The organism is Sphingomonas sp. Marseille-Q8236 (assembly GCF_965112005.1).
The window spans coordinates 742,510-755,080 of sequence record NZ_CBCOPO010000002.1; the positions used below are offsets into that span (position 1 = coordinate 742,510).

Here is a 12,571-nt window from a genome sequence, read left to right on the forward strand (position 1 = left end):
TGGCGTCAAGCGTGTAATTACACGGCTTACATGGCCGACGATAAAACCAAGCCGTTCCAGATGCGCGTTTCGCCCGAGTGGTTGGCCACTATCGACGAATGGCGGCGTCAGCAGCCAGACCTCCCATCACGGGCCGAAGCCATCCGTCGATTGGTCGAGAAAGGCCTGTCTCAGTGAGCCAAATCAAAAAGCGATACGACGCGATGGTCCGTAACCCGCGGGGCGATTACACCATCGAGGAGGTTGTGGCCGTTGCCCAGCATTGGGGAATCTCTTGTTTCAAGCCCAAGGGAGGCTCACATTGGAACCTCAAACACCGGCGAATCGATGGTATCCTGACAGTGCCTCGCCGGCTTCCTGTTAAAACGGTATACATCGTATTGCTGCTAGAAATGATTTCCGAAATCCGGAGTCTGCCATGAACATCCTGGGTTATAACGCCATAGTCGAACCCCTGAAGCCCGAGCTTGGCGGCGGGTATGTGGGGTATATTCCAGCGCTCAAGGGCTGCATCACGGACGGCGAGACGGAGAACCAAGCGATTGGGAATCTCCATGATGCAGCGGCCAGCTGGTTGGAAGCGGCAGTCGAATTTGGCCAGCCAATTCCGGCAAAGGAGTATAATCGGCTGACCGCATAAACGGTCAGAGCCGCCAAGCGCCTACAAACGCCGCTGTCGCCTCTAGCTCGATATTGACCAGCCCCTCGGCGAGGTGATCCTGATGGTACCCGATCACCTTTCCTCCCGCGGCGATGACGATCGCGTCGAGCCCATCGCCCCCGGCCATCAGCGCTAAGTCCCCGACCCACATCGCTGCCGGGGGAATGCGAACGAACAGGCTGTCGAGCAGAGCCTCTAGCGTCTCATGCCCGGTCGAGCGCAGCGCGGCGCGCGCGGACTTCGGCGAGCGGAAATCTGGGATCGGGGGAGGGCGGTGGCCCAGCGCGCGGGCCTGCGCGCGGGCGAGGTGGATGCAGGTCCGCCGCTTCTTCCAGTCGAACGGACGTCCACGGAATCGGGCAACGACGATTTCGGTCAGCGCTGCGCGCCGGGCCAGGTCAAGCATTGGTGTTGCTCGCGACGGTTCCGCGCGGCGGGGCGGCGACGCCCCAGGCGAAGGACGCCTCCAGCCCGGTCGCATTGTCGAAGCCCTGCTCGCCGGGGAAGATGCTGGAATGGAAGGCGCTGGACAGCGTGTTGCCCTCCACCTTGGCCAGCAGCCGCTGCGACTGGCTGACGCAATCTATCGCGACCCGCCGGTCGCCGCGCTTCGACCGCAGGGTGGTGCGGTCCAGTTGCCAGTCGGCTTGCAGGTCCGGCTGTCCGATGATCTGGCCGGTCACCTCGTCGATCTCCGCCACCCACATGCGAATGCGCGATCCCTGATAGGCGGGCTGCGAAATCTCGATCGCCGAGGCGGCGCTATTCGGCAGCATCGTGATCGTGGCGGACGGGATGACCTCGCCGACGCCTTCCTCCGGTGCCTCGAATGCCGCGATCGTGCCGAATTTCTCGTCCACCGATAGATAGGTCTCGGCACCCCATGGCACGAAGCCGCCGTCGCACAGCAGGACCGTGCGGCCGGGCAACTCCATCTTCATCAGACCGGCGAGCAGGATGCGATCCATCAGGCAGCCTCCTCGATCGTGAATTCGATATCGACCATCTGGTCGACCGACTGCGCCCACGCCTGCTCGTTGCCGTCGACCAGCCCCTCAATCATCGGCCGCACCAGCTTGACCCGGTCGCCATCGGCGAAGGGAAAGCGCAGCATTTCGGAGAGTGGCAGGGCGGCGCGGCCTGTGCCATCGGCGATGACCTCGCCTGCGACATTGTGCAGGAAGTGCTGGCCATCAGCGCGGACGAGGCTGAGCCAGAAACCCTCTCGTACCGCCCGGCGCGGCGTCAGGCCCCGGATCGCGATGCTCGTCCCCGCCTGGTTTGCACCGTCCACCGCAGCATCCTCGATCTGCTGCGGTGCCAGCAGCGGCCATTCGACCCGCAGGCCCATCCGCTTGGCGCGGATCAGGCGGGAGACGATCACTCGGCCTTGCGCGGGGTCATCAAAGGGGGGAAAGGACAGCGCCGCACGGTAGCGGGAGCCCAGCCGATCAATGCGGATAAGGCCCGCCCCGGTGGAAGGGCGGAGGACGCCACCAAAGTCCATGAAGGCAGGGGCCGCCGCATTGGGCACCGCCCAAGCGGGAAGCTCGATCACGGCCATCAGCGAACGGTCTGACGATTGCGCATAGCGCCCGCGCGCCCCGCGCTTGTGACGGTCTCCACCGACACGCCGCCCGAAATGCTCTGCACCCGTGGTTCGAACATCTGCCCCTCTCCGACCACCAGCTGCACGACCGCGCCAGCCCCGATCTGATTGTTCGGCACGATCGTGCCGCTGCGCCCGCCCATGCGCAGGATTTCGGGCCCGCGCTCGCCGACGAGATAATCGCGACCGGGCATGACGGGGCCGCCCAAAGCTCGGGCGCCGCCCCACGTGTTCGTCGAGAAGACGCGGCCAGCCGGTTCGCCGGTCCCGCGCAGGATGCCGGCGACTTGGCCGATCACGTCCAGGACATTTTGCAAAGCGCCCAGCCAGTCGCCCGACTTGATGCTGTTCACCAGATTGCCCAGTGATCCGGCGACGTCGCGCGCCATCCCGGCGAAGCTTTCGACGGTGAGCTTGTTGGACTGCTGCACCCGTTCCCATGCATGCTCGACGTCCTTCGACGCTTCCTCGGCCATCTCGCCGACGTCGAAGGGGTCCTTCGTCGGAATGTCGACCTTGTTGATGTCAGGGTTGATGACGCCCGCCTCGCGGCGCAGGCGATCAACAGCCTCGCTGGTCTGCTCCGGCGACCACCCCGCCTTCTTGGCATAATCGACGAGGTCGGCCAGATCGCGGCGAAACTGGTTCATCTTCGCCTGATCCGGAAACAGGCGGTCGAGGATGGGGCCGACGCGCTGCTGCAACGCCTGGAACGCTTCTGCCGCCGACCGGGTCGCGGCGCGCGCGGGGGCGACCAGCGTATCCTGCAGCCGGGCCATATGCTGGCCGATCTCGTCGACCATGTCCGGGACATAGCTATGCCCGACCACAGCGTCGTACAGCCCAAAGAACCATTGCTTGGCCGCCGTGATTTTCTCCTGCAACGCCCCCCAGACTGCCGCAAGCCGATCGACGATATAGGTTTTTACGCCGAGATAGAGGTCGCGCATATAGGCCACGACACGGGCCGCTACAGCCTTGATCTCATCCCAGTGGTTCACCGCGGCGACGACGAGCGCGATCGCGCCGACTGTGGCCGCGATCGGCGCGGCAAGCACGGCTACCGCGCCGCCCAAAGCATAGGTCGCGGTCGCGGCAGTTCCCTCGGCTACCGCCAGCCCGAGCAGACCAGAGGTGAAGGGGATCAGGACTGGCAGTGCCGCGCCGAAAAGCGTCACCATCGTCCCGACACCGGCAACCACCGGCCCCAGCGCTGCCGCGGCGCCAGCGGCCAGAACTCCCCATTTCAACAGTTCCGGATTCGCCTTTCCGAACTCGCCTACGACACCGGCCAGCGTCTTGACGAGGTCGCTTACCGTTTCGAGCAACCCACTCGACACGACCGCGATCGTGACCTGCTTCCACGCTTCGCCCATCTGGCGCTGGGCTTCGTTGTAGCGCTGGAGGTCAGCCGCCGCCTCCGGCGTGATGACGGCGGCCTTGCTACCCATCTCCGTCATCGCCGCGCCGTTGTTCTGCAGCAGTGGGATCAGCGCGCTCGCCTCATCCGCCATGGCCTCCATGTAGAAGACCATCTGTTGCTGATTGGCTCCGGCCTTCTGAAGCGAATTGTAATAGAGCTGCAGTGCCTGCGGTCCCGACAGATTGCGGAACATTTCGGCGGTGACCCCGACTTTCGGCGCGATGTTCTGGAAGAAATCCTTCATCTCGCCACCGCCGGTCGAGAGAAATTCGCCGACGCGGTCGTTTACGTCCTTATAGACGTCAGCCAGCTTGTCGCTTTCGAAGCCGACCGACTTTGCCGCGAAGGCTAGGCGCTGAAACTCAACCGCCGTGACGTTCGACAGTTGCGCCGCCTTCTGCATCTCGGCCAAGCCTTCGGCCATTTCGCGCGCCGACCCGACCATGGCCGCACCGATACCCGCAATTGGAGCGGTGATGCCGATGGAAAGGCCCGCGCCGATCTTCTGAAGCTGACCGCCCACCTGGGAGAAGGAGCGCTGCGTCGCGCGCAGTTTCTTCGTCGCGTCGTCCAGCCCAGTCTGGAAGGTCGAGCTATTCAGACCCAAGGTCGTGATCAGGGAGGCGATGACGGTCATGTATCTCTCCCTATGCGGCCCGCGCGCGGCGTCGGGCTTCGCGCTTGGCTTCCTGCTCGATGCCGGTCTTCAGCACCTGAATTTGCATGGTCACGATGCGGCTTGTGTTTCGATCGACGGCCGGTCGCATCCATGGCTGCGCAGCAATGTTGACGGTGCCAAATTCAAGAAAATTGCCCCAGAACGCGTTGCCGGTAGTGACCCGGTACAGAAGAAGGCCAGGCGTCTTGGCCCGGACTGACACCACTTTCAGGTTGTCGCGGAGGTGCCCGTACTGGCCGCTACGGCCGGGCCGAGCGCCCTCCAGATAGGGGGCGACCAGCGTCATTTCGCTTGGAGGAATCGAGTGGGGTCGCGGACGGCCTTGCGACCGATACGTGTTGCAACCTTCTTCCCCAGCGCGACCATTGCGCGCTCCAATTCCGGGCCGCCTTCCAGATCAAGGCTCAGCGCCGACCGGGGCATCGCTCATATCCTCGATAAGGCCGCCCGTCCGCCGCGCGATCGCGCGGACCTGGTCGAGCAGTTTGGGTCGCGGGCCGGTCTGACGGCGGGGATTAACCGGCAGGTACCGGGCCAGAGGCTCCAGCTTCTTGGCGCGGGTGAACTGCGCGGTGGCATAGGCAAGTCCAATATCCCGCTCTGCATCGAGGCGCCGCCGCTCGCCCGCCCCGCGCATCGCACTTTCAAAGGTGCGCGGCGACTGAACCCAAAAGCCGTCCGGGGCGAACCCCGCCGCGCACCAATCCTCGAATAGGGTCAGGACTTCGACTGACCCGCCTTCCGAGGGCGCGCGGGACCGTCACCCTTCGCGCCGCCCCGCGCGATCACCTGAGCGAGCGCCGCGCCGACGGCGGGCCCATGCTCCAGACAGAGCATCGCCGCTTGGTCGAGCGTCAGGTCAGGATGCGCGGGTTGAGCAAAAGCCCAGACCAGCACCGCCATACCTGACAGCGTTCCGCCGCCACCCGCGATCGCGTCCGGCCGTTCTGTTTCGGCAAGGGCGATCGTGCGAAAATTCATGAGCAGTTCGATCTTTTCGTCGCCGGCGACCAGCGTCGCGCGGCTGTCCAGCGGAGCGACCATTACGACACCTCCGCGTTGGTGATCGTCATCGCCGTCATCCATTTTGCGGTAATAGTGAATTTCCGCGTCTCTTCCATCGGATTTGACCGCCGAAGCGAGTAGAACAAAGCCCGACCGGTCGCATAGAAGGTCTTTTCGGCTTCCCGCAGGACGATCAGGTACGGGACGGCAGCGACCGAGGCCTCGGCTTGCTCCAGATTGGCTAGCCCGTCGGCGAGGGAGTAATTCCCCTGGATCTCCGTTTCCGTGCCCTCGATGCGCTTATTCTTCTTGAATTCCTTGAACTTCCCGGACTTCATGTGCGTCGACTCATAGGTCGATTGCTCGCCGCCGGGCAGGTCGGGCAAATCGGTGATTTCACCTGCACTGACCCAAGAATTCCCAAAATTGAGATAGAGTTCGGTCTCGTCGCCGCTGGTGGCGTTCGACAACGCGGTGGCCGGTGGCACGGCCACATCGGCAATGGGCTTCAAGGCCATGATATGTCTCCTTATCCGTCGTTCCAAAGCACCGCATCGATCGTGTCGCGGTGAACAAAGCCTTCGTCTCGCTGTTCGCCGAGATCGCGGATCGTGATTTCCTGGGCGCGACCGAATCGCACGCCATCAAAGGTGCCGCTGGCCAAAAGCAGCGCGACCGCGGCTTCCCGCATCTGTACGACGTCGCCGATCGTTAGCGCCATGCAGTCCACTTGAATGCGGACAGGCCGATAGACATTGACGCCCGTCATGTGCCGCTGCCGTTGATCGGACACGGTCTGTAGACGAATAGCGGGAAAACCGGCCCCCTGCCGCAGCACTGACCAATCGACACGCTCAGCCGCAACGGAGGCAATCGTCTGATCGGCGAGGAATCTCGCTCGAAGGGCGACGCGATAGTCACCCATTGCCGCCGCTCCCATCATCGGACGCGATGCACATCAATTCGATGCCCTCACGCCGTCCAATCTCGCTGCGAGCCGTGATCTGGTACAACCGCCCCTCGAAGCGAACGCGATCTTGAGGCCCCACGTCCGCAACCTTGCTCGACCAGCGTATCCAAAAAGCGGCAGGCTGGCTCGCCGACTGCATAGCCGCAGCAAAGCGCTCCGAACCCCTCCCAGGACGATATTGCGCCCATACCGTTGTAAGGGGCACCCACGCGCCCGCTCGGGTCTGATACCCATCGTCGACCGGCGTCGTCCGCTCAATGGTGATCCGCCGGTCGAGCGCCCCCGCATCCATCAGTCGAAGACCCGGAAGGGGGCCAAGAGGTTTTCGACGGTGGTTGACATCGGCACCTGCGTCATCGCGCCCGCGCTGACCGTCTCCCGGTTGCGGTACAGGTCGCCGACCATCAGCAGGATCGCCGCCTTGATCGGGGCGGGGATGGTCTCATACCCGGCACGGTAGCGGATTCGGACAGCCTCACGCCGGGTGGATCCGCCGAGCCAGGGCCATTCGGCACCGGATGCGACCAAGTCCCGGCCCATGACGTCGACGTCTTCCAGGTCGGCCATCTGCTCGACGCCTGCGGCATCGAGATACGACACGCTGACAAGCTCGATGACTGGGGGGAAGGGGAGGCGGATGCAATTGCCGCAGGTGAGGGTATCGCAGCGCGCCTCAAGGATCTGGATACCGATCGCGCGGCCGAGCCAGCCGTCCGGTCCATCGATATGGGCCGTGGCGGCAGCGACATAGGCCTGGATCAGCGTGTCCTCGTCATCACCTTCCACGCGCAGGTGAGCCTTCACCTCATCGAGTTCGAGCGGCTCGGGAGGGGTGATGACGAAGACGCGCATCGGATCAGGAGCCTGCGCCTTCGCCTTCCGGCTTACTGGATGCAGCCTTGGGCTTGGTGGGAGGCTTGTCTCCGAGCACCTTCAGTTCGACGAGATGCTTCACATCGTTCTCGTCGGCTTCGCGCTTGTCGCCCGGGTTATAGAGCTTGGTGCCGTCGAGGTGCGGCTCCTGCGCATAGAACGTCTTCATGAGGGTTCTCCTTGGTTCTCCGGAACCGTGGGATGAGCGCGGCTCCGGAGAACCGGGCTGGCGTGAACCAGCCCGGCAGGGGTTATGCGTTGGCGAAGGGACCCTTGATCAGGGCCGCAGGGCGCTTCACCGCGAGGCCAAGACGCTCCTCGCACCGCATGGTGAGGAGGTTCTTCTCGAAGTCATCGGCATTCTCCGACGAGATCAGAACCTCGGGCGCCAAGCGGTCGTACAGGGTGGCTGCGACGCGGAACGCGCCGACCAGGAAGGTGCCCTGGGCCATCGACACGGTTGACAGCACGCGCTTGCCCCACAGCACCGGCCCAGCAACACCGGTCGGATTGGCGAAGATGTACCGGCCGTTGCCGTCCTTCGTCAGCTCGATGTCGGTCCAGTCGGTTTCGTGCAGCACGATTGCATCGGCCGGATACAGGCCAAGCGAAGCCTGCAGCATGGCGAGGCGCAGCTTGTCCATCTTGTTCGGCGCGGCGATCGAAATGCCCGAGGGGGCCGAATAGGCGGTTGCCTGGGGGTAGAGGCCCAGCAGGTTCTCGCCGGTGCCGTCGCCCAGCAGGATCTGGCTTTCCTCGGCCAGAGCAAGACCATAGCGCATCTCGGCGTCGACCTCGGCTTGGAGACGCGGGGCGTCGTCGAGGGCCTGACGGGTCAGCTTCGCCAGGTGGGCGATGGTGCGGACAGGCGCGGTGGCGCGGGTCCAGCCGTAGTTGCTGTACGGCTTCGCGTTGCCCTCTGCGACCGGCGCGGCCGCATTGGTGCGGACCGACTGCTTGGGATAATCCACCGAGCCGGTATCGATCGGCATGACCGTGAGCAGGTCGCGCATGATCAGGTCGGGGCGACGCGGTAGGTTCACCGATTCCGTTTCGCGCTGGGAGACGATGAAGCCGCCAGCCGAATTGTTGGCGGTAGTGATCGCCTTCAACTCGATGCGGGCGTACGGGCGCTCCTTGCTGGCGAGCGACTTGATGGCATCGCTTTCGCTGACCTGCTGGCCGAAGCTCTTCACCTCTTCGCCCATGCCAGCGCCGCCCGGGCGGGTCATCTTCTGCTCGACATCGTCGAGGCGCGACTTCAGTTCGTCGACGACGTTCAGGCGGAGCAGCGCCTCGTCGGCCGTGCTCTTGGTCTCTTCGGTCATGGTGCCGAAGCGCTTCACCTCGCCCTCGGCCTTCTCGGCGACCTGGCGGACGGTGCTCAGCGAGCTTTCGAACCAGCCCTTCAGCTCGCGGCCGATGTCACCGGCCGACTTGCCTTCGAGGGTGGGGAAGGCGGGGTGATCAGGACCGCGCATGTAGCGCCCCTTCGAGCGCTCGGCAGCAGTCATCGCGCCGAGTGCGATGGTCGCACCGGCAAACAGCAGTTTCTTACTCATCATTTGCCCTTTCGGCAGTTTGGGGATCAGCCAGCCAGCCCGCGCAACAGGTCGGCTAGGTCGGTATCCGCCTTGACCTCGGGCTCCCCCCGAAGATGCGGCGTTGCCTTGGCGGCGATCGCCGCAGCCAAGGACTTCGAGAAGCCACCGGCGTCCCGCAGGAACTCCTCGAATTCGCGGACAGACGGCATCCCGCCGGCTTCCACGAGGGCCTTTACCTGCGTGATGACGGCGCGATCGTTCATACCGACCGGCACCAGCGACACCTCATGCAGGGATAATTCATGCAACTGTCGGGTCTTGCCCTCGAAGCTATGGCGCAAGGTCTTATACCCGATCGATAGGCCGCTGAGCGCGCGGGCCTCGACCAGTGCATGGGCCTCGCGCCCGGCCTCGCTTTTGATCGCGATCCGACCCTCGACATTGAGGCCGCCGTCAGTTTCATCGAACTTCGACCACGACCCAACGGGCCGCTTGTGATCGTGGAACAGCAGCATCGGCACCGATGCGCGCCCGGCAATCGCCTTGGTCAGCGCGCCCCGCATGATCATGTCGCCGCCGTGATCAACGTTGCCATACCCGGCCGCGATGCCCGAGATGTATCCCGCCTCGTCGATCGATTTGATCTCGAAGCCGAAGCCCAGTTCGTTCATTTGCCATTCTCCAGCCGGGGCCCGCCGTTGTGGCCGAGCAGGGCAGCTTTCACCCGCGCATCAATCATCGTCTCGACGTCCGGGCCGAGCATGCTCATCAGCGCCTTGCCCGCGTCGCGGCCTGTATCCTGAGCCCCAAGCTGGTCGAGGGGGATCAGGTTGGACTGGACCGTGAGCATGTCGGCGCCGGGACTGCTGTCAGGCGGCAGGTTTTCCTTCGCCCGCATCTCATTGCGCTTCATGACGCCGTTCTGGCCCAGCGAGGCGTAGAGCGCCGCGCGCGCCGCACTATCGGCGCGCAGCAGGCCCTCAACGATGTGCTCGGCATAGAACCGGTGCTGCTCTTGCGGCAGGATCAACTGGCAGCGGATCGCTTCCTCGATCCGGGTCAGCTCCGGCCCCAGGCTCAGCGTCAGCCACGCCAGCACCAGTTGCTCAATGCCCGATCCCCACATGGTCTGCCCCTCGGCAGCATGGCCGATCAGGATGGGGAACGTGCCGAACCACCGACAAATCTCTTCGACGGAGAACCGACGGCTTTCGAGCAACTGAGAATCGGCTAGGCTCATTGCCAGCGGCGTGAACTTCATACCGGCGTCGAGCGGCATGACCTTGCCTGCCCGCGACGATCCCGAGAATTTTTCGAACATCGCGATCAGCTGTTCGCGCTGCTCCGGCTTGAGCTGGACGCCAGTCGCCATCTCGACAAACCCGGCGACCTGAAGGCCATTCGCGAAGGTCGACCCGGCGACCTCCTCTGATGCCAGAGCAGTGCCGATGGTCTGGCGACCATAGCTGACCGGCGATAGGCCACTGTCACCGCCAGCGCCGAAGCCGCGCAGATGGAATATCTCGGACGCGGGCAGGTCGTCTTCACGCCGTCCGGTCGTCACGACATAGCGCCGCGATCCATCATCGGCGCGGTACGCGCGCACCGCATCAGGTGACAGCGGCCATAGCGCGACGACTTGCCCGTCCCCGCGCCGCCCAATCCGCGCATACGCGTTGCCGCGCAGGTTGAGGGCTGTGATCTGCCCCTCCCAAAACTCCATCGCGCCTTGGTCGGGATTCGGGCGGTCGTTCAGCACGCGGTACAGGGGGTGCTGATCCGCCACCGAACGGGTGAGGTTATTGCCGCGATCGTACAGTTTCAGCGGCAGCGAGCCGATCGTGCGGGCGTTCAAGCGAACGCATGCCCAAGCGGCCGATAGCTGCATGGTGCTGTCGGGCGTCACTGACTTTCGCGCAAAGGTCGGGCCCGTGCCCCAGCCGATGCTGACATTGTGCTCGCGGTCGGCGGGCGTTCCATCCAGCTTGGCTGGCGCCGTGCCCCCGATCCAACCGGATATGATCGAACGAATGCTCACGCGAGCATCGCTCCGGCAGCGAGGAATGCATCCATGTCCGGCCCCGCTTCCTGAGGTTGAATGGCGATGCCGAACGCGCTGATGAGCGCGACGGGATTGTCGATTTTGTCCTCTTCGCGCGGCTTGCGCGGATAGACGTTGTCCTTGGCGTCAAGCGTCGCGACGACGTTCGACATCTGCCATTCCATGACCGGGCATCCCCCGTGGCGGATCAGGCCCGCCTTGGTAGCCGCATCGAGCTCCTTCATCGGCTCGGAGAAATTCAGCACCGTCGGGCGATATTCGATCACCGGCACGCCCTGCTTTTGCAGCTTGGTTACCAGCATCGTCGCCTGGTGCGGATCGTATGCCAGCTGCTCAATCTGCAGCACATCCGACGCCTCGATAATCGCCTCGTAGATCTCGTCGTAATCGATGATGTTGCCCTCGGTGACGTCGAACAGCGCCTGAGCGTCCCACCCGCCATATGCCGCGACATTGGCGATCCGCTCGGACGGTACGAAATATCGGCCGATACGGATGTAGGGATCGTCCGGCGTGGCCTTGTCGCCCTCAGGGAGGATCAGCAGTTCGAACGCCGCGATGTCGATCTTCGACGCGAGGTCGAGACCGCCTATCGCCCGGCGCCCGCGATACCGCTCCAGCTCGAGCCCATCCGCGGTGCGGATCGGCACGTCATCGGACTTGCAGCGGCGCCACGCCTCGATGTCGAAATACGCCGACTTTGACGCGACCCACAGGTTAAGGTGCTTGGTCTTGAAGATGCCCCGCTTACGCGGGGTGGTGATCGCATCACGCTGCCGGGCGCGAAGATAGTCGCCTCCGACCGACACGTCGAAGTTGGGATTGGCCTTGCGGAGGGTGGCCTCCGCCTTCCAATCGTCGCCCTCGTCGGCCGCGTGCTCAAGGAAGAACGTCTCGTCCTCGATCGGCGGTCCGCCGTTGTGGCCGATCCCGGCGAGCTTCTTCCGCTCGTCCTGGATCATCGCGTAGCACGGACCGGCGAGGTTCTCGCCCGCGGTCGTGATTATCAGCTGCACCGGCTGATCCCGCGCCCCCATGCCGGTCTCCATGGTGGAGACCTGCCCGTCGTCGCGGTGCTCGTGATACTCGTCGTGGATCGCGCAGCTAGGCGACTGCCCGTCCCCAGGATCGCCGATCAGCGTCTCAAACTTGCCGCCGTCCGCCTCGATCGTCAGGTTCTTGGCGTTCACTGTGACGCCAAACTTGGCGCACAGCGCGGGCAGCTTCTGCGCCATCAGCCGCGCGGGCTTCAGCACCTCCCATGCCTGCCCTTCGGTGGTCGCACCCGAGTAGACCTCGGGCCCGGCCTCGCCGTCGGCGCAGAGCATATAGAGACCGATGCCGCCAGCAATCACCGACTTGCCGTTCTTGCGCGGCACAACGACGACGATCAGGCGGAAGCGGCGCAAGCCCTTGCGGTTGCCATCCTTGTGCACCCAGCCAAACGGCACGCCAATCGCAAAGATCTGCCAGGGCTGGAGCGCGATACGTTCGCGACCTGCCGCCCATTTGCCCTTCGTGTGAGGCAGCCGCTCGATGAAGCGGCACACGCGCGCCGCCTTTTCGACGTCGAAGCGGAATGGGAAGACCTTGCGCCGCTGCTCCTTCAGTTCGTCGAGGAAGCGCTGGCATTGGATGCGAACGAAGCGCCCAGCCGGGATGCGCCCCTTGACGACGTCGCGTGCATACTGGGTCGCGATCGCCGCATAGTCGCGCGCGGGCTGCGCTGGTCCTGGTCCGGCCAC

The 12,571-nt window shown here is 64.3% G+C and carries 18 protein-coding genes; 2 read left to right on the forward strand and 16 right to left on the reverse strand.

The window, feature by feature from the left end; genetic code table 11:
* The first annotated feature begins 30 nt into the window (after window positions 1–30).
* On the forward strand, window positions 31–177 hold the full coding sequence (locus ACWPWT_RS15705) for a hypothetical protein (RefSeq protein WP_454280474.1): 147 nt from the start codon (window positions 31–33) through the stop codon (window positions 175–177).
* Window positions 178–418: 241 nt separating this feature from the next.
* Complete coding sequence (locus ACWPWT_RS15710) at window positions 419–640, forward strand: type II toxin-antitoxin system HicB family antitoxin (RefSeq protein ID WP_454280475.1); 222 nt, start codon at window positions 419–421, stop codon at window positions 638–640.
* 4 nt (window positions 641–644) lie between these two features.
* On the opposite strand, the gene ACWPWT_RS15715 is transcribed toward ACWPWT_RS15710, so the two are convergent.
* The 16 genes from ACWPWT_RS15715 to ACWPWT_RS15790 all read right to left on the reverse strand — a co-directional run bounded on the left by ACWPWT_RS15715 (window position 645) and on the right by ACWPWT_RS15790 (window position 12,571).
* On the reverse strand, window positions 645–1,067 hold the full coding sequence (locus ACWPWT_RS15715) for a DUF6950 family protein (protein WP_454280476.1): 423 nt from the start codon (window positions 1,065–1,067) through the stop codon (window positions 645–647).
* Window positions 1,060–1,629 carry a hypothetical protein gene (locus ACWPWT_RS15720; RefSeq protein ID WP_454280477.1) on the reverse strand — a complete coding sequence of 190 codons (570 nt, stop codon included), beginning with the start codon at window positions 1,627–1,629 and terminating at the stop codon, window positions 1,060–1,062. Before ACWPWT_RS15720 ends, ACWPWT_RS15715 begins: the two co-directional genes overlap by 8 nt.
* Window positions 1,629–2,225 carry a hypothetical protein gene (locus ACWPWT_RS15725; protein ID WP_454280478.1) on the reverse strand — a complete coding sequence of 199 codons (597 nt, stop codon included), beginning with the start codon at window positions 2,223–2,225 and terminating at the stop codon, window positions 1,629–1,631. Before ACWPWT_RS15725 ends, ACWPWT_RS15720 begins: the two co-directional genes overlap by 1 nt.
* Complete coding sequence (locus ACWPWT_RS15730; RefSeq protein WP_454280479.1) at window positions 2,225–4,330, reverse strand: hypothetical protein; 2,106 nt, start codon at window positions 4,328–4,330, stop codon at window positions 2,225–2,227. The genes ACWPWT_RS15725 and ACWPWT_RS15730 overlap by 1 nt, the downstream gene beginning before the upstream one ends.
* 10 nt (window positions 4,331–4,340) lie before the next feature.
* Window positions 4,341–4,658: an HK97-gp10 family putative phage morphogenesis protein gene (locus tag ACWPWT_RS15735; RefSeq protein WP_454280480.1), complete on the reverse strand. Its 318-nt coding sequence runs from the start codon at window positions 4,656–4,658 to the stop codon at window positions 4,341–4,343.
* Window positions 4,659–4,769: 111 nt separating this feature from the next.
* Entirely contained in the window at window positions 4,770–5,009 is a 240-nt protein-coding gene (locus tag ACWPWT_RS15740; RefSeq protein ID WP_454280481.1) for a hypothetical protein, read from the reverse strand.
* 80 nt (window positions 5,010–5,089) lie between these two features.
* On the reverse strand, window positions 5,090–5,416 hold the full coding sequence (locus ACWPWT_RS15745; RefSeq protein ID WP_454280482.1) for a hypothetical protein: 327 nt from the start codon (window positions 5,414–5,416) through the stop codon (window positions 5,090–5,092).
* On the reverse strand, window positions 5,416–5,895 hold the full coding sequence (locus ACWPWT_RS15750; RefSeq protein ID WP_454280483.1) for a hypothetical protein: 480 nt from the start codon (window positions 5,893–5,895) through the stop codon (window positions 5,416–5,418). The genes ACWPWT_RS15745 and ACWPWT_RS15750 overlap by 1 nt, the downstream gene beginning before the upstream one ends.
* Before the next feature lie 11 nt (window positions 5,896–5,906).
* Window positions 5,907–6,302: a tail completion protein gp17 gene (gp17, locus tag ACWPWT_RS15755; RefSeq protein WP_454280484.1), complete on the reverse strand. Its 396-nt coding sequence runs from the start codon at window positions 6,300–6,302 to the stop codon at window positions 5,907–5,909.
* Entirely contained in the window at window positions 6,295–6,639 is a 345-nt protein-coding gene (locus tag ACWPWT_RS15760; RefSeq protein WP_454280485.1) for a phage head closure protein, read from the reverse strand. Before ACWPWT_RS15760 ends, gp17 begins: the two co-directional genes overlap by 8 nt.
* Entirely contained in the window at window positions 6,639–7,199 is a 561-nt protein-coding gene (locus ACWPWT_RS15765) for a head-tail connector protein (protein ID WP_454280486.1), read from the reverse strand. The genes ACWPWT_RS15760 and ACWPWT_RS15765 overlap by 1 nt, the downstream gene beginning before the upstream one ends.
* Window positions 7,200–7,203: 4 nt before the next feature.
* Window positions 7,204–7,389: a hypothetical protein gene (locus ACWPWT_RS15770; protein ID WP_454280487.1), complete on the reverse strand. Its 186-nt coding sequence runs from the start codon at window positions 7,387–7,389 to the stop codon at window positions 7,204–7,206.
* Window positions 7,390–7,471: 82 nt separating this feature from the next.
* Entirely contained in the window at window positions 7,472–8,782 is a 1,311-nt protein-coding gene (locus tag ACWPWT_RS15775) for a phage major capsid protein (protein WP_454280488.1), read from the reverse strand.
* A 26-nt stretch (window positions 8,783–8,808) separates the two neighbouring features.
* Entirely contained in the window at window positions 8,809–9,435 is a 627-nt protein-coding gene (locus ACWPWT_RS15780) for an HK97 family phage prohead protease (RefSeq protein WP_454280489.1), read from the reverse strand.
* Window positions 9,432–10,802: a phage portal protein gene (locus ACWPWT_RS15785; RefSeq protein WP_454280490.1), complete on the reverse strand. Its 1,371-nt coding sequence runs from the start codon at window positions 10,800–10,802 to the stop codon at window positions 9,432–9,434. Before ACWPWT_RS15785 ends, ACWPWT_RS15780 begins: the two co-directional genes overlap by 4 nt.
* Window positions 10,799–12,571: a terminase large subunit gene (locus ACWPWT_RS15790; protein WP_454280491.1), complete on the reverse strand. Its 1,773-nt coding sequence runs from the start codon at window positions 12,569–12,571 to the stop codon at window positions 10,799–10,801. The genes ACWPWT_RS15785 and ACWPWT_RS15790 overlap by 4 nt, the downstream gene beginning before the upstream one ends.